Annotated in this window: 24 protein-coding genes; 4 read left to right on the top strand and 20 right to left on the bottom strand. The window is 44.0% G+C overall.

The window, feature by feature from the left end; translation table 11 throughout:
* Positions 1–124: 124 nt before the first annotated feature.
* Genes BUA79_RS10005 through prmA form a run of 3 tightly spaced genes read right to left on the bottom strand, consistent with a single transcriptional unit; the run spans position 125 to position 3480 of the window.
* A complete protein-coding gene (locus tag BUA79_RS10005; protein WP_073994286.1) occupies positions 125–1360 on the bottom strand; it encodes an MFS transporter in 1236 nt (411 codons plus the stop codon).
* A 20-nt stretch (positions 1361–1380) separates the two neighbouring features.
* A complete protein-coding gene (locus tag BUA79_RS10000) occupies positions 1381–2505 on the bottom strand; it encodes a M20/M25/M40 family metallo-hydrolase (protein ID WP_242941682.1) in 1125 nt (374 codons plus the stop codon).
* Between the two features lie 18 nt (positions 2506–2523).
* A complete protein-coding gene (gene prmA, locus BUA79_RS09995) occupies positions 2524–3480 on the bottom strand; it encodes a 50S ribosomal protein L11 methyltransferase (RefSeq protein WP_073994285.1) in 957 nt (318 codons plus the stop codon).
* A 448-nt stretch (positions 3481–3928) separates the two neighbouring features.
* On the opposite strand from prmA, the gene BUA79_RS09990 reads away from it, so the two are divergent.
* Together BUA79_RS09990 and BUA79_RS09985 are read left to right on the top strand one after the other, a co-directional pair.
* Complete coding sequence (locus BUA79_RS09990; RefSeq protein WP_073994284.1) at positions 3929–4636, top strand: pseudouridine synthase; 708 nt, start codon at positions 3929–3931, stop codon at positions 4634–4636.
* Positions 4637–4689: 53 nt separating this feature from the next.
* Positions 4690–5280: a putative ABC transporter permease gene (locus tag BUA79_RS09985; protein WP_073994283.1), complete on the top strand. Its 591-nt coding sequence runs from the start codon at positions 4690–4692 to the stop codon at positions 5278–5280.
* A 3-nt stretch (positions 5281–5283) separates the two neighbouring features.
* On the opposite strand, the gene BUA79_RS09980 is transcribed toward BUA79_RS09985, so the two are convergent.
* The 13 genes from BUA79_RS09980 to BUA79_RS09920 all read right to left on the bottom strand — a co-directional run bounded on the left by BUA79_RS09980 (position 5284) and on the right by BUA79_RS09920 (position 17201).
* Positions 5284–6201, bottom strand: a complete 918-nt coding sequence (locus BUA79_RS09980; protein ID WP_073994282.1) for a ketopantoate reductase family protein — start codon at positions 6199–6201, stop codon at positions 5284–5286.
* A 275-nt stretch (positions 6202–6476) separates the two neighbouring features.
* Positions 6477–7556 carry a 6-phosphofructokinase gene (locus tag BUA79_RS09975; protein ID WP_073994281.1) on the bottom strand — a complete coding sequence of 360 codons (1080 nt, stop codon included), beginning with the start codon at positions 7554–7556 and terminating at the stop codon, positions 6477–6479.
* 35 nt (positions 7557–7591) lie between these two features.
* Positions 7592–8332 carry an SIMPL domain-containing protein gene (locus BUA79_RS09970; protein ID WP_073994280.1) on the bottom strand — a complete coding sequence of 247 codons (741 nt, stop codon included), beginning with the start codon at positions 8330–8332 and terminating at the stop codon, positions 7592–7594.
* Between the two features lie 134 nt (positions 8333–8466).
* Positions 8467–9033: a YehS family protein gene (locus BUA79_RS09965; RefSeq protein ID WP_408633844.1), complete on the bottom strand. Its 567-nt coding sequence runs from the start codon at positions 9031–9033 to the stop codon at positions 8467–8469.
* A gap of 56 nt (positions 9034–9089) precedes the next feature.
* The gene (locus tag BUA79_RS09960; RefSeq protein WP_073994279.1) at positions 9090–9974 is read right to left on the bottom strand and encodes a DegV family protein; all 885 of its coding nucleotides are present in this window, start codon (positions 9972–9974) and stop codon (positions 9090–9092) included.
* A gap of 128 nt (positions 9975–10102) precedes the next feature.
* Positions 10103–11281: an SAM-dependent methyltransferase gene (locus tag BUA79_RS09955; RefSeq protein ID WP_073994278.1), complete on the bottom strand. Its 1179-nt coding sequence runs from the start codon at positions 11279–11281 to the stop codon at positions 10103–10105.
* Between the two features lie 185 nt (positions 11282–11466).
* Positions 11467–12687 (bottom strand): OFA family MFS transporter, encoded by a 1221-nt coding sequence (locus BUA79_RS09950; RefSeq protein WP_073994277.1) that lies wholly within the window; start codon positions 12685–12687, stop codon positions 11467–11469.
* 253 nt (positions 12688–12940) lie between these two features.
* Positions 12941–13222: a DUF503 domain-containing protein gene (locus tag BUA79_RS09945; protein WP_073994276.1), complete on the bottom strand. Its 282-nt coding sequence runs from the start codon at positions 13220–13222 to the stop codon at positions 12941–12943.
* 51 nt (positions 13223–13273) lie between these two features.
* On the bottom strand, positions 13274–14524 hold the full coding sequence (locus tag BUA79_RS09940) for a DUF4153 domain-containing protein (protein ID WP_073994275.1): 1251 nt from the start codon (positions 14522–14524) through the stop codon (positions 13274–13276).
* Entirely contained in the window at positions 14521–14736 is a 216-nt protein-coding gene (locus BUA79_RS09935; protein WP_073994274.1) for a helix-turn-helix domain-containing protein, read from the bottom strand. Before BUA79_RS09935 ends, BUA79_RS09940 begins: the two co-directional genes overlap by 4 nt.
* Positions 14737–14746: 10 nt before the next feature.
* Positions 14747–15229: a DUF2975 domain-containing protein gene (locus BUA79_RS09930; protein ID WP_073994273.1), complete on the bottom strand. Its 483-nt coding sequence runs from the start codon at positions 15227–15229 to the stop codon at positions 14747–14749.
* Between the two features lie 196 nt (positions 15230–15425).
* Positions 15426–16301 (bottom strand): AmmeMemoRadiSam system radical SAM enzyme, encoded by an 876-nt coding sequence (gene amrS / locus BUA79_RS09925; RefSeq protein ID WP_073994272.1) that lies wholly within the window; start codon positions 16299–16301, stop codon positions 15426–15428.
* Positions 16302–16334: 33 nt separating this feature from the next.
* Entirely contained in the window at positions 16335–17201 is an 867-nt protein-coding gene (locus BUA79_RS09920; RefSeq protein WP_073994271.1) for an amidohydrolase family protein, read from the bottom strand.
* A 129-nt stretch (positions 17202–17330) separates the two neighbouring features.
* On the opposite strand from BUA79_RS09920, the gene BUA79_RS09915 reads away from it, so the two are divergent.
* Positions 17331–17645 carry a DUF1904 family protein gene (locus BUA79_RS09915; protein WP_073994270.1) on the top strand — a complete coding sequence of 105 codons (315 nt, stop codon included), beginning with the start codon at positions 17331–17333 and terminating at the stop codon, positions 17643–17645.
* A 2-nt stretch (positions 17646–17647) separates the two neighbouring features.
* Here BUA79_RS09915 and BUA79_RS09910 read toward each other — a convergent pair whose 3' ends face one another.
* The 3 genes from BUA79_RS09910 to BUA79_RS09900 all read right to left on the bottom strand — a co-directional run bounded on the left by BUA79_RS09910 (position 17648) and on the right by BUA79_RS09900 (position 19775).
* A complete protein-coding gene (locus BUA79_RS09910) occupies positions 17648–18214 on the bottom strand; it encodes an FmdE family protein (RefSeq protein WP_242941681.1) in 567 nt (188 codons plus the stop codon).
* A gap of 13 nt (positions 18215–18227) precedes the next feature.
* Complete coding sequence (locus tag BUA79_RS09905; protein ID WP_073994268.1) at positions 18228–18767, bottom strand: hemerythrin domain-containing protein; 540 nt, start codon at positions 18765–18767, stop codon at positions 18228–18230.
* Positions 18768–18893: 126 nt separating this feature from the next.
* Positions 18894–19775: a LysR family transcriptional regulator gene (locus BUA79_RS09900; RefSeq protein WP_073994267.1), complete on the bottom strand. Its 882-nt coding sequence runs from the start codon at positions 19773–19775 to the stop codon at positions 18894–18896.
* A gap of 185 nt (positions 19776–19960) precedes the next feature.
* Between BUA79_RS09900 and BUA79_RS09895 the strand changes: the two genes are divergently transcribed.
* Positions 19961–21277, top strand: coding sequence for an LVIVD repeat-containing protein (locus BUA79_RS09895; protein ID WP_073994266.1), 1317 nt, complete (start codon positions 19961–19963; stop codon positions 21275–21277).
* A 37-nt stretch (positions 21278–21314) separates the two neighbouring features.
* On the opposite strand, the gene BUA79_RS09890 is transcribed toward BUA79_RS09895, so the two are convergent.
* A complete protein-coding gene (locus tag BUA79_RS09890) occupies positions 21315–22142 on the bottom strand; it encodes a protein-ADP-ribose hydrolase (protein ID WP_073994265.1) in 828 nt (275 codons plus the stop codon).
* Between the last annotated feature and the right edge of the window lie 26 nt (positions 22143–22168).

Below are 22168 nucleotides of genomic sequence, written 5' to 3'. Positions count from 1 at the left end.
ACGCTGAAAATAAAAAATCACATATTTTTGTAAGTCATTAAACGCATCAATGATTTACAAAAATATGTGAATCAAAACTAACATCTAAAATACTTCATAATAATATCATGACTAGTCACTTCTGTCAAGGAAAACTTTTATCCCTTGGCAGAGTAATGAATATCAGGAAACCGGCGACGAACAACGGAATAATGGCCAGGCTGCTGTATTTTGCATTTCCAGTCAACGTCGTTGTCAGGGCCATCACTCCTGGTCCGATAATAGCTGCAAATTTCCCGAATATATTGTAAAATCCAAAAAACTCATTGGAACGTTCCTTTGGAATAAGCTTCGCATAATAGGACCTGCTCAGTGCCTGAATGCCACCCTGCGCTGAGCCGATCATTGCACCTAATATGAAAATATGCCAGACAGAGGATATAAAAAACGCCGCTACACATGTGATGATGTATGTGAATATTCCAGCGATAATCATGGTTCTGGCCGAATATCGTTTTGCCAGGTTGCCATAAATTATCGCGCATGGAAATGCTATAACCTGAACAGCCACCAGGATTCCAAGCAATGTAATTGTATCAAATGCACCGCTGCCTAAGACTGACGTGGCATACGGAACGACCATCTTGATGATCGTATCCACACCGTCAATATACAAAAAATATGCAATCAGAAAAATAAATATCGTTTTATGCCTTCTGATATTTCTGAAGGTGTCCGCCAGTCTTTTGAAGCTGTTGATTACCGGTTTCGGTTCAGGCTGAATATAATGCTTCTGCTTCACATCCCTGATTATCGGTATGGTCAGCAGACCCCACCATATGGCCGTTACAATAAAACCAAGCCGATATCCAATTGCCAGATCCATATCCATAAAAAATATCAACGCGAGGCAGATGGCAAAAGGAATTATGCTGGTTATATATCCAAATGCAAAACCTCTTGTGGACACTTTATCAATCCTGTCATCCGTTGTGACATCCACCAGAAATGAATCATAAAAAACATTTGCTCCCGCAAAGCCAACTGCAGACAAGACATAGAAAACAACCAGGAGCTGCCACTGCCCTCCGGAAGGCGGCACGAATGCCAGGGATGCGGTAAAAATCATCCCAATCAGGAAAAAGAATATGAAGAACCGCTTTTTCTTATCCTTATAATCCGCAATGGTCCCCAGAATCGGGCTCAGGACGGCAATTACGATACTTGCAATGGAATTGAAGTATCCCAGATCCATGCTGTTTTTCACATTTTCGAACATGCCGAACACAATTGGCAGCAAGCCTGTCGTAACTGCCATGGAATAGGCGGAATTGCCGCAGTCATAAAGGATCCAGGATTTTTCCTCTTTGCTCAGCTTCATAAACATTTCCCTCGCGATTTTTATATGGTCAGCAAATTGACTACAACTTCCGAACTATTGACCAATTCCTTAATATCCGAATATTCATCGCATGTGTGAACTCTGTTCATCGCCGTAGATATGACAATTCCTTTGATGCCTTTTTGAGCATACACGTTGTGATCGCTGCCTCCGAAAGTCTCCACCAGTACTGTGGAAATTCCTCTTTCCTCACATGCTCTTTCATACCGTTTTATGACAGGGTGGCTTTTCTCGATTTCAAAAGCTATGCAGTTATGCACCTCGATCCATTCGCATCCTGCCCCGTAGCCGGCTGCCGTACTTCGGAAAGTCTCTGCAATATCCGCAAGAACCTTCAGGGCCTTTTCATTGCTGAAGCTTCTGACTTCTCCTCTAATTGTGCAACGGGCTGGAACAATATTGGTAGCCGTGCCGCCTTCAATGACGCCGACATTAACTGTCGTATCCGTATCAATTTTGCCGACCTTTATATCGCTTATTGCTTTTGCCGCCACAGAAACTGCATTAATTCCTTTTTCAGGCTCGAAACCCGCGTGGGAAGCTTTCCCCTTAATGTTCACTGTGTAGGACAAGATTGATGGTGCCCTGTAAGCGGCCGTTCCGACAGGACCGCTCAAATCAAGGGTATAGGCTTCTTTTGCCTTTATATTTCTATAATCAAATACTGCGGCTCCTTTTGCGTACACCTCTTCCGCAATAGTAAAAAGCACTTCTATACTCCTGTGCGCAATTTTCTTTTCCCGGACATACCGCACTGCCTCCAGTATGGATGTAATTCCTGCCGCGTCATCCGCGCCCAGCACCGTAGATCCCTTGCTGGTTATTCGTCCATCCGGATGAAGAACAGCCTCCTTTCCGATGGCCGGTTCGACCGTATCCATATGTGCCGAAAAAAGAATGGGCTCCCCCGCTAATTCTCCCTGGAGAAATCCATAGATATTTCCGCAGCTGCCTCCGTATATTTCTCCTGCCTTGTCTTCCAGTATTTCAAACCCCAAATCTGCCAATTCGGATTTTAAATAATCTGCAATCCGGCGTTCCCCAAAGGAAGGGCAATCCAGGCTTACCAGTTTGAAAAACTCTTTTACCAGTCTTTCCGAATCAATTCGTATTTCATCTGCCATACTGCGCCGCCTCCCGTATCAGTTTGATCTGTCAGTTTTTTTGAACCCTAAAGCCGTCCATCCATTTTCTTCTTCCATGCCAGTCAAAGCAAAACCCGACAACTCAATCGCAGATTGCACCTCATGCTTGCGGGCACTGATTATCCCGCTCACGATCAGCCTGCCGTTCTCCTTGAGCTTATCAAAATACATTCCTTTCATGGCAAGGTGGACATCTGCTACTATGTTGGCACAGATGAGGTCGTATCCGCTGCCGATGGAATCTTTTAAGACTTCGTCGCTTAGAACATTCCCCCACCGGCCTTCGAACCGGTCACCGACACCATTGATGCGAGCGTTCTCAATGGCATCCCTGACTGCGTTTTCCTCAATATCCACCCCGACCGCCGACTGTGCTCCAAGAAGGAGGGCGGCAATGGCAAGCACGCCGCTTCCGCAGCCCATATCCAGCACTTTGTCCCCGGTTGACAGTTTGGACTCCATAAGGCGGAGGCAGAGTTTTGTGGTATCATCCTTACCCGTGCCAAACGACGAGCCTGGATCAATGGTCAGCTTCACCTCACCTTCCGCCATGGCACATTCCTCCCAGGAAGGACAGATAATAAGCCTATTCCCGATCCGCTGAGGTTTGTGGTGTCTCTTCCAGTCGTTTTCCCAGTCATCTTCCATTACCTGCACATAGCTCTGACGGAATTTCACTCCTGCCTGTGTCATAAGTTCGGATACTCGAGTGACCGTTTCCTCGGGGTGTTCATCAGAGGGAATATAGATATGTATCGTGACGCAGCTTTTGTCCTTCGCCATCAATTTTTCATCGATATAATCCCCTCCGACCAATGCCTGTACCGCCTCTATGTCCGAATAATCCTCGACAAATATTCCCAATCCGGTGCACTGCGCAGCAATGGCCTCCGCTGATTTTGCGTCATTTATATCCACCTCAAAAGTGATATCCGTCCAGCCCGTGTTCTTCATATGTCCTCCTTGAATATCCAAAAAAAGTAAAAATCAAGACAGTCTCTCTGGCAGACTATCTTGTTTTTTACTTTCAATTAAGGATATATTAATACGTCTTTTTAACTTTCTTTACTGGCGCCGTTAATGGTGAACCAGCACTGTTTACTTCTGCTTTCTTCTTCTTGGTTTCTTTTTTCTTAGGACCTTTATCTTTCATATAAGTCACCCCCAGTCAAGCTATATTCTTATTATACTCCCAAAATCATTTTATTGCTACACCAAGCTTTTGATTTCACCGCAGTACCATATGGCTATGGCTTACGCAGCCCCTGCAGGGAGCCGGGGAATAGCACTTCCCAGCAGCTTGCAATGGGTATAACAGACACAGGATGGTTTGTTTTTTTAATTATACCACATTCCCTTACTTATGCTATAATAGCATGCAGAAGAAAGGGAGGTGGTTTTCATGGAACGTCTGGATAAGCTGCTGGCTTCACAGGGTACCTGGTCGCGCAAGGATGTCAAATCACTGATCAGCAAAGGCCTGGTTTCGGTGAACGGTGCGCAGGAGAAGAAAGCCGACCGCAAGGTGGAAGAAACCGATATTATTGCTATCGATGGCAAACAACTCAACGTGCAGAAATATCTGTACCTCATGATGAATAAACCTCCGGGCTACGTTTCCGCCGTGCGGGATTCCCTTGACAAGACTGTTTTGGAACTCGTTCCTGCAGAATACAAGCGCAAGAACCTGTTCCCGGCGGGACGTCTGGATAAAGATACTACAGGAATGATCATCATTACCGACGACGGTGCTATGGCGCATGATATCCTGTCCCCCAAGAATCATGTCCCTAAAAGTTATATTGTCACCATCGACATCCCGCTGACTCCGGTAATGTCGGAACGCTTCGCCGCCGGAATCGAGCTAAATGACGGCATATGCAGACCAGCTGTGCTGGAAATTCTCTGCAGCACAACCGGAAAAGTAACTCTTGAGGAGGGTAGATATCATCAGATCAAACGGATGTTTGGATGCTGCGGCGCCAAAGTGACAGCCCTTAAGCGAGTATCCATGGGAGCCCTGCAGCTGGACGGGACACTCCCCGAAGGACAATGCCGCCCCCTGACAGAAGATGAATTGATTCTTCTGCAGAGAAAGTGTTATAATTAATAAAACAGCACATTTCCTTATGTCAACTTAAACAGTAACTGGAGGGTTGGATAATGAAAGATGACCGCCTTATAAACGAACGCCGACCGATTCAATTATTGAACCATTTCGCCCGTAATACTCAAAAATTCAATCGCCTTTTGTTGTCTTTTGTTTTCTATGGCTTTGTTGGATGGATTATTGAAACCATCAGTATTCTGATTCTGCAGCATCAATTTATTTCCCGCGGCTGGCTGCATTTGGGTCTGCCATTCATTCCTCTGTATGCCTACTGCTGCCCGATTTTAATCAAGCTGCTGTCCCCTCAAAAAAAGAATCCGCTGCTCATTTTTATAGGATCCGTCAGTATCATAACTTTCATTGAACTTTCAGCGGGCCTGATTTTAACCCAGGTTTTTCACCTTACATTCTGGGATTATTCCGGGATGCCCCCCACCATAAAGGGCATCATCTCACTCCCGGTTTCGCTGCTGTGGGGGCTTCTGTCGCTTGTGTTGATCTACTGGATCCATCCAGGCTTCAAGAAAATGATCAACAGGCTTCCAATGTTTACGGCCTCCCTCATAAGCTGGTTCCTGCTGGTTTATCTGATGGTCTGTTATGCCATTGAAACATACGAACTGTTTTCAAAGTTTTTCACATAGATACTATGATTCATCATAGGTTCCTTCGATGGCGTGAATCAAATCTACAATCAGGGAATTATAGGGCGTTGCGACCCCATACGATTTGGCCTGCTCTACAACAGCGCCATTTATTCGGTCTATTTCCGTCAGCCTCTTGTGCAGCCGGTCCTGATACATGGAGGAATACCCTTCTTCTGCCTCCAGGCAAACCTTGCGGACCATTTCCAGTGTCTCACGGCGATCAAAATAAGTGCCATCTGCCTCAGCTACATCCACACCTTCATATACTACCCTTTTTGCGAAATTCCAGGCATACTTATTTTTTGTCATGTATCCGATTTTAGTCTGCAAAAGTGCAGTCAGCGTATTGATGGACATATTTACAAATAGTTTGCTCCAGATGATACGCTGGATGTCGTTGGAAACCTCAACGTCAATTCTGGAGTCTTTGAGCACTTTTTCAACTTCCCTGTCCTTTGTAGAATCTTCATCCATGGTCCCGATGGTAGTGATACCAGAAGCAGTGTGATTGAATTTACCCAGACCGATTCCAACACTATTATGCTTGGAAGTTCCAATTACTATATTTTCCTTCCGCGCAAACTGCAGGATATCACGGTCATTGCCAGCACCATTCTGTAATGTCACGACCAGCGTGCGGGCATCTATCAGTTTCTGATTTTCTTTTACAGCTTCATATGTCTGTGTTGACTTGACAAATACCACCACCATATCTGCCGATCCAATGTCAGTGCCGCTAAGCTCAGCCCTGATTCGTATGGTTGTTTCTTTTCCGTCCTCCAGCATTGTGAGGCCATCCCGATTAATGGCTTCCACCTGCGGAGCATAACTGTCAAATAAAACCACATCATTTTTGGCGGATAAATAGGTCCCATAAAGACATCCCATGGCACCTGCACCGATTACTGCTATTTTCACTTGATTGACCTCCCGTCAGTTTTTCGTCTTTTCATTTTCCCAAGAGCTTTCAGGCTTTTAACAATTATACACTACTTTCGAATCAAATTCTTTTGAATTATTCAGTGACCGCACGAAAAAAAGGGCTGATCCTCATGCCCTTTCTTCCATTTTTAAGGAATCTGCAACGAAAAACAAAATTTATTCTAAAATACTCACCATCTTTAAAATAACACAGCCACGGGTTATTGTAAGTTGTTTAGACAACCCGGATATTTAATTTTGATAATATCATCTCAGTCTCCCATGCAGATTCCTACACTTCGCGCCGCCAGAAGAACTTCATCATCAGCAGGCACCAGTTTTAATCTATTGACAGCTTCTTTCAGAGGGACCAGCGTTACCTGATTCCCCTGCAAGGCCACCATCATTTCGAACCTTTGATCTATGGCAGCTCTCACAGCTGACACACCGTAACGGGTAGCCAGTATCCGGTCATTTGCCAATGGGGATCCACCGCGCTGAAGATGTCCGAGCACCGTGGATCTTGTTTCAAGCCCAGTCAATTTTTCAAGATCGTCACTTAATCGGGCGCCGATGCCTCCGAGCCTGATTGGTTCAGGGCGACCTTCTAAAATTCTGTCTACTGTCATTTCCCCGCCTATTGGTTTTGCTCCTTCTGCTGCGACAACAATGCTGAACCTTTTCCCAGCATGAATCCTGTCCTGAACAGCTTTCACGATTGAATCCATATTATATGGTATTTCCGGGATGAGAATGACATCCGCTCCGCCTGCTGTTCCAGCGTACAAGGCGATCCAACCTGCATATCTGCCCATAACTTCAAGAATCATTATGCGGTGATGTGATTCGGCCGTTGTATGCAGCCTGTCCAGGGCGTCCTGTGCAAAATTCACCGCAGATTGGAATCCAAAAGTCAGATCCGTTGCCATCACGTCATTATCAATGGTTTTCGGGATGCCAACTACTGGGAATCCCAACTGTGAAAATTCAAGGGCAATCGACAGGCTCCCATCCCCGCCGATAACCAGAAGCGCATCTATTTTGTTTTCTTCCAGGTTCCTCAGAACATCGCCAGAACGATCTGCTGGCACCTCATCTGCACTGGATCTTGACCTGTAGGAAAACGGATTATCCCGGTTGGTAGTTCCTAAAATTGTTCCTCCGCGCGGTAAAATCCCAGAAACATCGTTGATACCGAGTGGGATGAAATCACCTTCAACTGCCCCGTGAAACCCATCACGAATCCCAAAGACTTCCATCCCCAGTCTGACAGATGATTTAACTATGGCTCTTATGACTGCATTCAGCCCAGGACAGTCCCCTCCTCCTGTAAGTACAGCAAGTCGTTTCATTCCCGATACCCCCTTTTTTCTAAAAACAGTAATATCTAATAGCCATAGACAACCGTGACGTTGGCCTCCACTTTTAATTCGCCTGCAGAAATAGGAGTAACGCTGCCCTCCCCCTTGCCGGCACCTGAAGCATCATAACCAGGTGTGACCACATAATCCGGTGAACTCTCAGTAATCTGGGCCGGTTCTCCCAAGGTTACCCCAGCAGCAGATGCTAACGCGCCGGCTTTTCCCCCGGCATTGGCTACTGCCTGCGTTAAAGCCTGCAGATAGAAATCATTTTTTTCCTGCTCTGTAATATCGAAAGAAATGGAATTCGATTGATTGATTCCCTGCTCCACAGTCATATCCAGCACCTGGCTGACCTTTGCCAGATCCAGAACCGTCACCTGAATTCCATTTGTAACGTCATAACCTGTCATTTTTGCAGTGCTGTATGTGTAGTCATAGTGTGGAGTAATATAATAGGATATGGTCTTAATATTATCTTTGCCAATCCCCAGCCCGTCCAACACCTCGTAAACCCGCTGCATCTTTTCAGCGTTATCACTTTGGGCAATCACCGCCTCTTTGCTGAAAGTGGTCACCCCTATGTTCACATAGGCTATAGTCGGGGTAACCGTGATACTGGACGTTCCCTGAACCGTGATGGTATCCTGAACCTGTAAGGCATCCCCTCCCGAGGATGCGGTCTTTACCGTTCCAGCAGGTGAACAGGCTGATACACCGATAACCAGTAACATGCTCAGACTAAATACGATTATGCTATTTTTCATTTTTATCCCCCTTCATTTTCTTTGAGCAAATAAATCTATGTTTAATCACAAAAGCCGGCCTCGTTCGGCCGGCTTTTGTGATTCAGTTCTTCAAGGGTAGCGATTAAATGTATCCCTGCATCCACCGATCCCGATTATTTTCTGTATTTTATGGCTAATCCTTTTAAGAAATTACGTACATACCTGTCACCACATTCTTTATAATTTCTGTGTCCTTCTTTTCTGAATACGGCGCTCAATTCTCCTTTTGTTATGGTAATTCCTGCAAGTTCAAATATTTCAATCATATCCTCACTTGACAGTGCCAAAGCAATCTTTAATTTTTTCAACAGTATATTATTCACATTACTGCTATTTTTTATTGACAACACAGGTTTTGCAGGCTGATCTGCTTTCTCTTCCTGTTTTCCCCGTTTGAAAATGATGAATCCATTTAAAAATGATTCCAACATGAAATAGTTGCATTCTAACCTGTCCTCACTGCCATCCTCATCTTCATCCGGCTTTGACAGCATCTTAAGGACATCCTCTTTTGTCACATCGACTCCGCCGAGTTTGAACATCTCCACGATATCTGCGTCTTTAATATCCAGCGCATATCTTAATCTGATTAGTATATCATTATTATCCAATTTATATTCCTTGCCTTTCCAGTTTGAGCCGTTGTTGCAAAACATCTCTATTTTTTTATATCGTACCATAATTTTTTTTATATCGTACCATAATTCATGGGATGCCACAATACCCGCCTGTAGTTTTAGATTACCATGATTCCAATGCCGATCAGTCCCGGTCCTGTATGGACCGCTAATGAAGCCATGACCTGTTTCTCAAACAATATGTTTAAAGCAGGGATTTTATCAAGAAGTCTCTCTTTTACCTGGGTTGCTTTTTCCACTGCGGCCCCATTCATGATGGCAGCCAGCACCTGGTTTGATCCTATTTCCTGCATGACCACATCCAACAGTTTATTCATTGCCTTTTTTGAACCCCGCTCCTTTGCCACTGTATAATAAGCGCCCTGTTCATTGCAGGATATGATGGGCTTTATATTCAGAATGTTTCCTGCCAAAGCAGTCAGGAGCCCGATTCTTCCGCCTTTGCGTAGATAATCCAAATTATCCATATAGAAAAACACTTTCGAATCTTTGATTTTTGAAGGCAGTTCTTCCGTGATTTCTCGGAATGTTTTTCCTTTTTCAATCTGATAGGCTATCCAGATTGCAAAAAAACCGCTCCCCATCGATATGTTTTTCGTGTCAAACACAAAAGATTCCAATTCATCCTCTTCGCTCAGCACGAAACGTACTGCGTTATAGGTTCCACTCAATCCGCTGGATATGCATACCGCAATCACTTTATTATAGCCTTCTCTTTTGATTTCCTTAATCACATCTGTGATTTCTCCAATTCCCGGCGTAGATGTCGTCGGTATTTCAGCGGGAAACCGTTCATAAACCATATCTGCGGTAATATCCAGCCCATCCGTATATTCTTTTTCATTATAAATGACATGGAGCCTTAAGACTTTCATATTATATTTTTCGATTATGTCCTGTGGTACGTCGCATCCCGAATCGATCAGAATCGCAATTTTATCAAGGTGGCTTTCTTTCTCCATTTCCGCCATTTTATCGCCCATACATTTTCATTCCTTTCCATTCATTGAATATCCTAACTACATTATACCATATATAACACATGAAATACCTCCGAATATTATTGCCAAGCTGCAAAACAACCCCCGGAAAAGCCCGGAGGTTGTTAGCTTTATATTCGATGCAGTGTCAAGGGCAGATCATTGTTTAATCCCTTTGAAAATAGCAGCTGATATATATCCAGACCGGATACTCTGAAATTCGAAGCGCAGCCCTTTAAATACAGCTCCCACATTCGGGCAAATCTTCTTCCGTATTTTTCTTCAACCACGCCCCAGTGCTGACGATAATTTTCATACCAGCGGTCCAGTGTCATAGCATAATGCATACGCAGGGTTTCTGCATGTATCAGATGAAAATCATATTCCGGCAGAAGACCGGTTGTCTCTCTGAGGGAAGGAACATAACCACCTGGAAAAATATATTTGGCAATCCATGAATTCACATCGTCCTCATGTGTCCCCATAATGGAATGGAGAAGGGATAATCCCTTTGGTTCTAATAGTTCCTGTACTTTTTCCATATATTGATGCAGGTTGTCTCTGCCTACATGTTCAAACATTCCGACGCTGACTATCTTGTCATATTTTGCAACTCTTCCATCCAAATCGAGATAATCCAGCAGTTTTACTTCAACCTGATCTTCAAGGCCGAGGCTTTTTATTCTCTCCAAGGTTCCCTTATACTGTTCTTCGCTTATGGTAATTCCGGTCGCCTTAACTCCATACATCTGGGCTGCCCGGATTATGAGCCAGCCCCAGCCGCTTCCGATGTCCAGCAGAGTCTCCCCGGGCTTTAGCTGAAGCTTTTTCAATATATGATCGATTTTATTTATTTGCGCATCCTTCAATGTATCCGTTGATTCCTTGAAATATCCACAGGAATAGCTCATGGTATCATCCAGCCAAAGGGAAAAAAAGTCATTTCCCAAATCGTAGTGCTGATGGATATTTTCCTTTTGCACTTTCTTGATATTGGATTTCTTTATCAGCTTTGAGGTAACTTTCAGAATGTTGCTTTCTCCCTTGACTAAATCTTTGTTTTTCATGGCCATTTTCATAACTTCATCGAAATTGCCTTGAAAGTCTATTACGTCATCCATATATGCCTCTCCGATAGATAGCATAGGATCCGCAATTTCAAATGTCAACGGTAATGGTTTCTTAAAAATAATTTTCAGATCTGAACTTTCACCTTTTCCATAATTCCTCACTTCGCCGTCCCAATACTCTACAGCAAAAGTGGAATTTTTCATGTCATTAAAAAAAGTATGTAATATTTGCTTCTTCATAATCGTCCCCCTGTTTATGAAAACCGCTACCATTTAGTACCCCTGTTAATATTCCTTCAGTCTTTCGAACCTATTACTTACAGTATATTCCAGCTGCAGGCCTGCGTCAACTTTTCAGGCATAAAGTTTGGTCCCGTCCATTCTTCACGGTACAGTCAGGACCTTCAATTGTTTCTTTTATCACATTATACGTTCTTTGTTTTGATCAGCGCGACCAGCAGAATAGAAAGCAGAGCTGCCGCTGATGCTATAATAAATGCAGGAAACATAAGATTGATATCGGTAGCCGCGATGTCCTTGAAATATCCTGCAATGTAAGAGGACGCCAATGCGCCGACGGCGAACCCGATCAATACCATTCCATAATTTGTTGCATTATATTTCACTCCAAACAAATCTGAAGTGAATGAGGGGTAGGTGCCCAGAAATCCGCCATAGGAAAATCCAATCAGTGCAATCAGGACATAAATCATGTATCCCGTAACCAGGTTTACACAGAGGGAAAGAACCGCCGTCACCACCAATAAAAGGATTACGGTTCTCTTGCGACCCAGCTTATCAGAAATGAAGCCCCAGAAAAGTCGTCCGATGGAATTAAAAAGAGTGATTGCCAGCACTCCGACTGTTGCCGTCTTTGCCATGCCCCGGGCGATAGCAATAGGCTTGGCGAACCCGATCATCATGAGACCTCCCATGCAGGCAAGCATCAGAGATCCAGCAAGCAGATAGAAGCGCGGATCTTTCATAATCTGGCGTGGAGAAAGACTCTCCCCCTGACCACTCCCGGAAACGGCGCCGTGCAGGACGTCTTCAGGTGGAGCCGCTATGAAATATCCTCCGATAAGGCTGACCACTATGAATATAATGCCCAAAACCCGCAAAGCCATTAACTCACCGGAACCTGCTACACCCGTGTCAAAATGCGCAATTACAGCTCCTACGATGGGGGTGAATACTACTCCTCCAAAACCAAGAGCGGATACTATGATTCCCGTAATTAGACCTTTTTTCTCTGGATACCATTTCTGCGCAATTGTAATGGTAGTCGAGTAGGAAAATCCCATTCCGAAACCGCCTAATACACCATAGGTAAGCCACAGGAGCCACGGAAAGGAAGCGCTGGTAAATGAGGCGGCAATAAATCCAATCCCGGCAATAACACCTCCGGTAATAACGGTCGCCCTGGGACCGATCACTTCCTGGAGACGGCCTCCCGCTATACTTCCAAAACCAAGAACGGCCAGAAGAAGGGAAAAAGTCAATGCTGCATCTGCATTTCGGCCGGAAAAAATTCCTTGTGCGATTCCATTTTGAAATACACTCCAAATATATACTGTACCAAGGCAGAGCTGGATGGCTATGGATGCAATTACTACAGGTAACCGTCGCTGTTTTTGTTCTCTCATGAATAATCTCCTTTGCAGTTCACATCTTATGTTAAATTTGGCTCATCGTAACATGGTATGTCCTGCAGGTCAATTGCATTATTATTCACTTTTATCTTATGTTTCATATTTAACAATGTTTTTATGTTAATTAAATTTCAATTATCTGTATATAATGAACTATTATTCATAGCAACCGCATGCATAATACGATTTAAGTGAATTATTGTTAATCAATAAACTTATTTCAGTCTCCCCATCCAGACGTCAGCAATCATCTGAACTCCCGTTCAATATTGATTATTTCGCCTTCCGTGCTGCCCTCGATGAAATTCAGCACATGGTCCATGATACTGTCGGCCAGGCTGGCTTCCCCTGCAACCAGGGCAATCCCCAGAACAATTCTCTGATGGATATCCTGTTCATCCGTCTCTGCAATGGAAACGTTGAATTTGTTCCGCACTTTGGCACAGACGCTCTTGACGACCATCCGCTTTTCTTTCAGGGAATGGACCCATGGAACATAGATCTCAACCCTTATCACTCCGATTATCATGGCTATATCTCCCCTTATGGGGGGTCAGACCCCCTGTTAAATGACCCTCTCTTAAAAAATCAAAGGAAACGCAAATGTAACAAACGCCGTCCAGATTCCATAGACCGGCAGATATTTTGTAATGGCATCCTGTATTCCTGCAGGGTCTGTTTTGTTTTGAAGAAAACGCATATACGCGAAAATTATCCAAAGCAGATGGATGCAGATTAATATGTTTATGCCCAAAACAGCCAGTCTGTTAGGCGTAAGCCCGTAAGAAGAAAGCCGGAAAACTATAGATGACAAGGCAACAAAGTCTGTGATAAGTGCCAGGACAATCAGGGCAAAATTCACAAAATCGGAAACATTCTTTTTCTCCTCTTTACTTCTTTCCGTAATGGAGAATATGGTTACCGCCAGCACGCAAAGGAGGATCCCATTGAAAGAGAGGAGAAAATTGCGGTCCAGGAATGGATTTTTTCCAATCCATATAGCCGCGGCAAGGTAGACCATCAGGGTAGCCAGTACAAGCGGCCCAAAGATCCGGGCTATATGTGGCGCAATATTTCTGGCAAGCTTCAGGTTTCCCGAGGCCAGAAATGCAGCCACGACTGCAAGAAAAGCAGCTCCGATCAAAACGATATTTTCAAAATAGAATTCGGATATATCAACGCCGACAACTCCAAATAGCTGCATCGTCAATGCAGTCAGCAGCATTCCACAGATTGCCATGCTGGCATACAGTATACAGAATTCCCCATTGAATTTCAGATAGGCCAGTCTTGTGCTTCCTATTCTATAATTGTCACCTGTAAATGCCAGTCCTGTTAAAACCCACAGAAATACTGGAAGATGCAGATAAGCCAGCAGAATACTGTCTTTTCCCTCAAATGGCAACAGATTCATATAAACGCCGCAAATCAGGAATAAGGATACAAGGGCGGTCAATATCGTTCTTTTGGGCAGATTCTTATATACAAACAAGCCGGCTAAGAAAGGGAATATCCCAAACACAAGGTTTACAGGGGCTATCATCTGCTGATCAACTAAATATAAAATCATCCTGGTGCTTATCCCTGACAGGGCTGCCAGAAGAACCATAACCAGAATATCCTTCCGTAGGTATGATACTTTTTGGGTATTTCCGGCACCCCTGAAATTCAATCTTTCATTCCAGGCAGCGAGAACCCGCGAATCAGGATTCTGTTCCCATATGTAAGGAAATGACTCCTCGAAAGCCCGGGGTTCTTCCCTGTACAGCCTCTCCAGCTCATGGGGATTATCTGTATTTTCGTCAATCAGCTTGTCAATGTCCTTAATCATACATTTTCATCCTTCCTGTATTCCATGATATCTCCCGGCTGGCAGTCCAGTGCCCGGCAAATCGCTTCCAGCGTAGAAAACCGGACTGCCTTTGCCTTTCCATTCTTAAGTATAGAAAGATTGGCCAAGGTGATCCCGACCTTCTCTGAAAGTTCTGTTACGCTCATTTTCCTTTTAGCCAACATCACATCAACATTGATTATAATTGCCATATCCTTCCCCTCAGACCGTCAGATCATTTTCCATTTTAATTTCCATGGCACTTTTCAAAAGCATTTCCAAGACAGCGGCAAACGCGGCGATCACGGCTGATGCAAAAATGATGACCAGCCCGATCACTATCAGACCCGGGGCATCATCTGCCTCAGCAATGAAGTATAAGAATGGCATGCATGCGCCGTAGAGAACACCAATTGCGACAGCACTGAATTTAATTTTCTTCAAAGCCTTCACGGATAAAGATGAAAAAGCAGTGTTTTTATCTATGTACCCTAACAGCCTGAATGCCTGGTACAGCGCAAAGAAAAAGGAAATTGCCGAAGCATATGCGCAAATAAAAACAGGATATAGAACATATGCTGCCTCTGAGTCCTTCCCATCATAGATGTCCGCAAGCCCGGGCAGCCAGAATATACATATAGCCAGAACCGGGAGACCTATAAGTAAGACAACTGCTTTCAAAAAAATGGTTGAACTATGCTTCATAAAAGTACCTCGCTTTAAATTCTCTTTGAGTTTATATAAATATGATATCATAGTACTTATCGTTTATCAATAAATTTTTATTGTTATATCAAAAGGATTGCCTTTTGATTTACAATTGATGAGCAGGCAAAAAACACCGCCAGAATCAGCGGTGTTTTTGAAGGCAGTCAGCCCTTTTGCTCCTATTAATCCATTTTCAGAATACATTACCCAGGTAGATATACAGAAGACCTTCTTCTTCGCCTGCTTTACGGGCCATTTCCAGTGTTTCCAGCGGCGTAACCGGTGCATCCGGCATTTTCCAGGCCGGAAAGAACCGTGATATATGCCATGGCACATCTTTACCAAGTTCATTGGCAATAAATTTCGCTATTGTCTGCAGCTGCTGCTTCTGGTCATTGACGCCCGGCACAATCAAGGTCGTTATCTCAAGATGGACTCCGGCTTTATAGAGGTATTTCAAACTTTCCATTACAGGTCCTGATTTTCCGCCACAGTATTTTTCATATACCGTATCGTCAGGTCCCTTGAAATCAACATTTGCAGCATCCAGATATGGGACAATTGCATCAAGAGTTTCTTTCGTCATATATCCATTGGTATGCCACGTATTCTTCAACCCTTTTTCTCTGGCGAGCTTCATGGTATCCAACGCATATTCCACGAAAATTGTCGGTTCCGAATACGTGTAGGAAATTGACGGGCATCCATATTCGAGAGCTCTCTGTACATGTTCCTCCGGAGAAATGAGGGCGCCCGCAATCGGACGGTTCGGCTTGGAAGCCTGTGATATTTCCCAGTTCTGGCACCATTGGCACCGAAAATTACAGCCAACCGTAGCAAATGAGTACGTACTTGTTCCCGGCATGAAGTGATAAAGCGGTTTCTTTTCGATCGGGTCAACATGCACGGCTATTGCACGTCCATAATTCAGGGCATACAGCGTTCCTTCGCGGTTCTCCCGCACAGAGCAGATTCCCCTTTTCCCCTCAGAAATAGTACATCTGTGGCTGCATACGGCGCACCTGACTTTATCGTCCTGCAGCTTTTCATACAGCATGGCTTCTTTCATCCTGATTCCTCCTCTTTCACCCGACCATCAGCATTAGCACATCCAGGCCTTTTGATCTGTACATATCCTTTCTATTCTGTTTCTGCTAAATCCATCAATCTTTTCAAAATGTCGCATCTCATCTTCCAGTCCTGTTCCGTGGCCAACAAGAAGGGCTCCTGCGTCGCTCCCTAATGCAATCTTTACGCCCAGACTGTCCGCTTTCTGGATGTTAGCCAGCTGTTCCCCAAAGACTTTCCGTATGACCTCTTTATCGGAGTCGAATCTTTGATCTGCCGATTCCAGGATGTTGCCAAGCGGTGAAAGCGTAGGAACCCACGTCACGCGTGCTTCAGCCAATTTGTAAAGTTCCGCTTCAGAAACTAGATATCCATGCTCCAACGTAGAAATTCCTGCCTCAATTGCCAGATTTACACCCTCGCTTCCATTTGCGTGGACCATGACCGGAAGTCCCCGGTCTCTGGCAAAATCGCAGATATAAGAAAGTTCCCGGAGTGAAAAGTTCGTTCCTCCGACATGTCCGTATTTCTGAAAATCAACTATACCCGTCAGGATCACCTTTATATGATCCGGTTCATACGAAGAAAGTCGGATCAGCTCCTCTTTTATTTCCGTAAGATCCGCGACCGGCATTCCGATGAAAGAACCATAGCAGCCCTTCTTGTATAAGGCATATACAGGGGTCTTGTAAACAAAGCCCCGTTCCCTTGCCACCGGGCGTGCTTCGAAGGATATGAATGCACTGTCCCCCCCATCCCTCAATGCCGATATTCCCATCTCTTCATACTCTGCGAAGAACTTCTGCAGCCATTTTATTCTTTGCTCTTCATCTGCTTCTCCCCACTGTTTTCTTGTAAAAAGATGATTCAGGGCCGCATGTATATGCATATCAGTGAACATTTTTTAATTTCCTGCTTTCTATAGTTTCATTTTCAAAATGCGGTTTATTTGACAAAGCCTTTCCGGAATTATATAATAATTTCCAAGAGAGCCCGTTAAATCACGCTGAAAGAATTGGAGGAGTCAAACATGCCGATGATAAATTTTAAAGCAATTGCAACTGATGACGTTCTCAAAGCCAGTAAGAATATGCTGGATGACCTGCAGTCGATTTTACAATGCCCGAGGGACAGCCTGCATCTTGAAGTAACCCAATCTGTATATGTCGCCGACGGCGAACCAGCCAAGGGTATGCCCCTTGTTGAGGTTTTATGGTTCGAAAGGCCGGAGGATCTCCAGAAAAAAACCGCCGACCTGCTCGTAAAATATGTGCAGGATATGGGATACCAGCACGTGGAAATAATTTTTAGAAATATTGAAAAAGATAAATTCTATAAAGTTTAAACTCACACATCAAATCTGTTATATGGCAAATAGCAGTCAAGGCACAGATACTTCCCGTCTTGCAGCCGTATCATTGTTTCCGCGGTCGCTTCATTGCAGCATGCGCAATGAAGCGACTTTAAAATTCTTGCCCTTTCCGGAATCTGAACCGCAGTCTTTTTTACCACGAATAATTCTTCAGGCATTCTTTCCTGCATATATGCAAAAAAACCCTCTCCCGAAGCCCCATCAGGCCTGTCCTTCAAAACCAGACGCACGGACTTTCCATTGGCTCTGTTATGAAATGAGAACGCCTGTTTTCCGCGCATATGAAACAATAAATTGCCTTTTCCGATACTGCATCCAAGAATGACCTGTATGGCATCAACACCGCAGGCATCATTTTCAGAAATACATACCACGTCTTCATCTTCTGAAAAGCTTAAATCCAAAAGCTCCACTGCATAAAGGGCAGCTTTAAACCCTATAGTCAGCCCTCCGCACGCATGACCATGGAATTTCACGCATTGCTCCCATAATTCCTTCTCGTCAACCATATCCTGCCTCCTGACAAACGCTTCTTCAATCATTATATACTAAAATTTATTCAACATCAAATTCCTCCGACCATCCATGTATCATTGCATGCAATTTTTCATGAATCCCGTGTCCGATAACACTTTGTTCATGCTGTTCAAATTTCTCAAATATTTCGTCCTGTTTTGCCTCATCCAGCAATTGGTCAGCCATTTCGAATAAGACTTTATTTTCTCTATCAATGTGATTCCGCATAAGCAGCAGATATTTTTCTGCGGCGCTATCGAATTCTTCAGCATTCTTTTTCTGAACTGCTGTATCCATAATGGCCAAATAATCTCTGCCAAGATTGTGTTCCTGAAGAAGCGTCCCAATTATCCCGCCTTCGTTATGGACTCCTGCATTTACCAGTTCTTCAAAGAGATATAGCTCCTCTTTTCCGTGATGGCACTTATCCGCAAATACTTTAAAAAAATCCACAAGATCAGAGTCGTACCCTAGTCTTGCAGATTCTTCCATATTTCGTTCGCTCATATTTTCCATAATTCTGAATACATGCAGAATAGACTCATGTTCCTTCTTTAAATCCTGGACTGCTTTTCCCATACCATAAACCACCTTTCATTATTTTATTATTCTCCGCTTCCCATGAACTCCACAACAGACCCACGCGATTGGGCCGGTATGTCTTATCCAGGATAGCGAAACACTATGCTTTGAACGTTTATAGTGTCAGGTACCTTTCAGATTCAGCAGGATGCTTTCCCTGACCAAACGGACCACCTCCTCAGATACTGCGTTGTTCCATGCCAGCGTCACTGTATTGAAAGAATCCAAAACTATGTAATGAAGTCCTTTAATATTGGAGCATCCCCAATAATCGATAATGCAGACACCCGAACCATTCTCCACCATGGTAATAACCGTTTCCATATTGCTCAGAGGCTTAAGCTCAGGAGCAAATCCATATGGCCTGCAGAAATTCTGAATCTCAAGATTTATATCCGGGTGGCTGTCGGTCGCGTAGTAAAACGCTGAACTCTTGAAATCTTCAGGCGTCGTAAAGCTTCCTGGATTGTCCGTGAATTTATCAGAAAACAGAATGATTCGTTTCAATTCAAGGATATCTTCCGACCCGATCCCCGCAGCGCATGTAAAAGACTTTTTCAGAGTCAGAATCATATCCAGCTCCCGGTTGGCAAGCAGGCGGTTCAATTCGCTGAATGTCTGGCATTCCGGCAAAAAATCAATGCCCGGACGAACGGAATTCACTTCCTGAAAAACATTCATCAGCTGAGGGTATATATTCCATTTCGCAACGTATCCGAAATGAAGATTCATTTCCTTTTGGGCAGCCAGTTTATCAGCCGCTTCTCTTTTCAGCTCAAATTCAAACTGAATTTTCTTAAAGAATTCGTAATAGACCTCTCCGGAAGGCGTCAGGTCGATTTTTTTGTTTCTTGAACGATAAAACAATGGAACATTCAATTCCTTTTCAAGCGTACTTATAATCCTGCTGATGGATGGCTGTGACATATGCATTTTTTGCGCAGCCCTGGTGAAGTTCTTTTCAAGAGCCGCTTCCAGAAAACAGCGTATCTGGTTCGTATTCATTATTTCCCTATATCCTCCGCCAGCATTTATTATCTATATATATTATAATAAATCAATACGCCTTATTTAGCAACTTCCATATACCCGTAATGTTATGACAAAATGCTCTGAAATCGAATTTTACATTATTGATGCCGCAGATTATAATGGAAATATATGTTGCAGAAAGGACAGGGTGAATAATAATGATTTCTAAAAGCGAAGGTTATATCAAGAATATGGAATTGGTCGGGTACCATGATCTTGACGGTATCATGGCATTCCAGACACAGATATACAAAACGGCAGAAGGCAGATATTATCTCTATTGCGGTTCCATGAAAGGCATTGGATTCAATATCGTTGATATTACAGATCCGGCCAATCCACAAAGTATCCGGTACATCAACTGTCTGGATCCACAAGAGTACACATATTCTTCAACACCGAAGCTGCAGATATGCGATGATCTTATGATTATTGCTGTCGGCAACGGTCTGCCCATGCTTCACGGTCCGTATCCAGAAGGTGGATTCAAGCCTCTGGGACCTCTTATGATTTATAGTCTGAAGGATGACCCCGAAAATCCGAGGCTTCTTTCATCCTGGGAACCCGGCAATTCGCCCGGGGTACACAGATTCTGCTTTAACGGAGGCAGATATGTCCACCTCAGCTGCAGCTGCCCCGGTTATGAAGGATATATCTATCGCATTCTCGATATCATTGATCCTGCGAGCCCCGTGGAAGTCGGACGCTGGTGGATGGACAGCCAGTTCCAAAACAGCAAAACAGAAGAGGAACGCGCCGCCTGCTCTACGCATTTCGGAGGAGTCCACTGCGTCTACGTATTAGATGACAAGGCATATATAAGCTGTATGGAGAAGGGATTCTATGTTGTGGACGTGTCGGATGTTACGCAGCCAAAGACCCTGGGGCATCTGGAACAGCATCCCCCTTTCAGCGGAAAATGTGCTGGCGCCCGCTGCCACACGTTCCTGCCTGTCATCGGAACTGATTTTGCTGTCGGAACGCACGAAGGGGAACGATTCTTCTGTCAGTCGGATGAGATGCTTTCAAGCGGGGCACAGCCTCTTAATACAATCGTCACAATCGATGTTTCCAATCCGGCAGATCCTACCATGGTCGCAACATTTCCGTACCCGGAGGTACCTGCAGATTTCCCGTTTAAGAATTTCAATTTCTGCGGTTTGAAGCGTCAGGGTCCATTTGGTCCACACAACCTGCATGAACCTATGACCAATAAACCATGGATTGAAAATCGGATTGACAGGGTGTATAACTGTTATTTCCACGCAGGCATGAGGGTATATGATTTCTCAGATCCTTATAATGTAAAAGAGATTGCCTATTTTATACCGCCCAACCCCAGGAAGCTCTATTACGAAGTGGAGGCTCCCGGTCCACTGCTCGGAAGCGCAGAGGATTGCGTGGTAGATGACCGCGGATTTATCTTTATGAATACGACGCATGACGGTCTTTACATCCTCAGGTGTCTGGTATAACCAAAATCAGAGCCATCGCAGTGCGGTGGCTCTGATTTTATTTGGAAAATCCTTTTATATATAACTCGAGATCGATTTCTTTATACACGTTAAATATAACCCTGTCAATCTGATCCCTGAACTCCTGCAATTTCTCTCCAATTACCTCTATTGCTATATCAGCTGCTGCAACATTAGGAAAGCGGAATTCCCCTGTTGAGATACAGCAAAACGCGATGCTTCTGATCCCATATTTTACTGCCAGATCAATACAAGAACGATAGCAGGAACGTAATTCTTCTTTTAAAGATTCGTTCAGCTGATTCCTTACAATTGGTCCAACCGTATGGAGAACATATCTGCTTGGGAGATTATATGCTCCGGTCAATAATGCCTCTCCGGTGGGCTCCTCATAATTCCTGTCTTCATTTTTCTTTCTGTTCATATACCGAAAGCACTCTTCCCGAAGCTGAATTCCAGCTGATGAATGAATGGCATTATCGATACATCCATGGCAGGGAACAAAACATCCCAGCATCTGAGAGTTCGCTGCATTTACAATCGCATCTACCTGGAGCCGTGTAATATCCCCTTGCCAAATGGAGATTTTATTTGAAAATGGATGACTTGAATGACACTCTTCCCAAATTGTTGGAATAGTTTCCAACTTTACAATTCCTTTTTCAAAAGATTCCTGCCTTAAAAAATCGTCCTGAATTTCTAAAAATTCATTAGAAATGGGTCTTGGCATACGGATGTTCATAAGTGAGCGCATAATATTTCTTCTGTCCTGTCTGCTTACCTTTAAATCCTTGTATTTCCCGGAGTCAATACAGAGTTCCTTTACAATCCATTCCAGCTTTTCATTTTGTGACCGATGGCTCATTTTCATCTCCTCCTTACCCATATTTA

This window comes from Parasporobacterium paucivorans DSM 15970, assembly GCF_900141895.1.
GTDB classification, from domain to species: Bacteria; Bacillota; Clostridia; order Lachnospirales; family Lachnospiraceae; genus Parasporobacterium; species Parasporobacterium paucivorans.
Note: the sequence above shows the minus strand (reverse complement) of the source record. Positions and strands in the feature narration are given on the sequence as shown.

Bases quoted from the DNA above. Each gene is read 5' to 3' on its own strand.
- BUA79_RS09960 (WP_073994279.1), bottom strand. From the start codon at position 9,974: ATGGGCGATAAAATGGCGGAAATGGAGAAAGAAAGCCACCTTGATAAA.
- BUA79_RS09965 (WP_408633844.1), bottom strand. From the start codon at position 9,033: ATGGTACGATATAAAAAAATAGAGATGTTTTGCAACAACGGCTCAAAC.
- BUA79_RS09920 (WP_073994271.1), bottom strand. From the start codon at position 17,201: ATGTTCACTGATATGCATATACATGCGGCCCTGAATCATCTTTTTACA.
- BUA79_RS09940 (WP_073994275.1), bottom strand. From the start codon at position 14,524: ATGATTAAGGACATTGACAAGCTGATTGACGAAAATACAGATAATCCC.
- BUA79_RS09990 (WP_073994284.1), top strand. From the start codon at position 3,929: ATGGAACGTCTGGATAAGCTGCTGGCTTCACAGGGTACCTGGTCGCGC.
- BUA79_RS09890 (WP_073994265.1), bottom strand. From the start codon at position 22,142: ATGAGCCATCGGTCACAAAATGAAAAGCTGGAATGGATTGTAAAGGAA.
- BUA79_RS09970 (WP_073994280.1), bottom strand. From the start codon at position 8,332: ATGAAAAATAGCATAATCGTATTTAGTCTGAGCATGTTACTGGTTATC.
- BUA79_RS09950 (WP_073994277.1), bottom strand. From the start codon at position 12,687: ATGAGAGAACAAAAACAGCGACGGTTACCTGTAGTAATTGCATCCATA.
- BUA79_RS09905 (WP_073994268.1), bottom strand. From the start codon at position 18,767: ATGGGAAAAGCAGTCCAGGATTTAAAGAAGGAACATGAGTCTATTCTG.
- BUA79_RS10000 (WP_242941682.1), bottom strand. From the start codon at position 2,505: ATGGCAGATGAAATACGAATTGATTCGGAAAGACTGGTAAAAGAGTTT.
- BUA79_RS09930 (WP_073994273.1), bottom strand. From the start codon at position 15,229: ATGAAGCATAGTTCAACCATTTTTTTGAAAGCAGTTGTCTTACTTATA.
- amrS (WP_073994272.1), bottom strand. From the start codon at position 16,301: ATGAAAGAAGCCATGCTGTATGAAAAGCTGCAGGACGATAAAGTCAGG.
- BUA79_RS09945 (WP_073994276.1), bottom strand. From the start codon at position 13,222: ATGATAATCGGAGTGATAAGGGTTGAGATCTATGTTCCATGGGTCCAT.
- BUA79_RS09985 (WP_073994283.1), top strand. From the start codon at position 4,690: ATGAAAGATGACCGCCTTATAAACGAACGCCGACCGATTCAATTATTG.
- BUA79_RS09975 (WP_073994281.1), bottom strand. From the start codon at position 7,556: ATGAAACGACTTGCTGTACTTACAGGAGGAGGGGACTGTCCTGGGCTG.
- BUA79_RS09955 (WP_073994278.1), bottom strand. From the start codon at position 11,281: ATGAAGAAGCAAATATTACATACTTTTTTTAATGACATGAAAAATTCC.
- BUA79_RS09915 (WP_073994270.1), top strand. From the start codon at position 17,331: ATGCCGATGATAAATTTTAAAGCAATTGCAACTGATGACGTTCTCAAA.
- BUA79_RS09935 (WP_073994274.1), bottom strand. From the start codon at position 14,736: ATGGCAATTATAATCAATGTTGATGTGATGTTGGCTAAAAGGAAAATG.
- BUA79_RS09895 (WP_073994266.1), top strand. From the start codon at position 19,961: ATGATTTCTAAAAGCGAAGGTTATATCAAGAATATGGAATTGGTCGGG.
- BUA79_RS09910 (WP_242941681.1), bottom strand. From the start codon at position 18,214: ATGATTGAAGAAGCGTTTGTCAGGAGGCAGGATATGGTTGACGAGAAG.
- prmA (WP_073994285.1), bottom strand. From the start codon at position 3,480: ATGAAGAACACGGGCTGGACGGATATCACTTTTGAGGTGGATATAAAT.
- BUA79_RS10005 (WP_073994286.1), bottom strand. From the start codon at position 1,360: ATGAAGCTGAGCAAAGAGGAAAAATCCTGGATCCTTTATGACTGCGGC.
- BUA79_RS09900 (WP_073994267.1), bottom strand. From the start codon at position 19,775: ATGAATACGAACCAGATACGCTGTTTTCTGGAAGCGGCTCTTGAAAAG.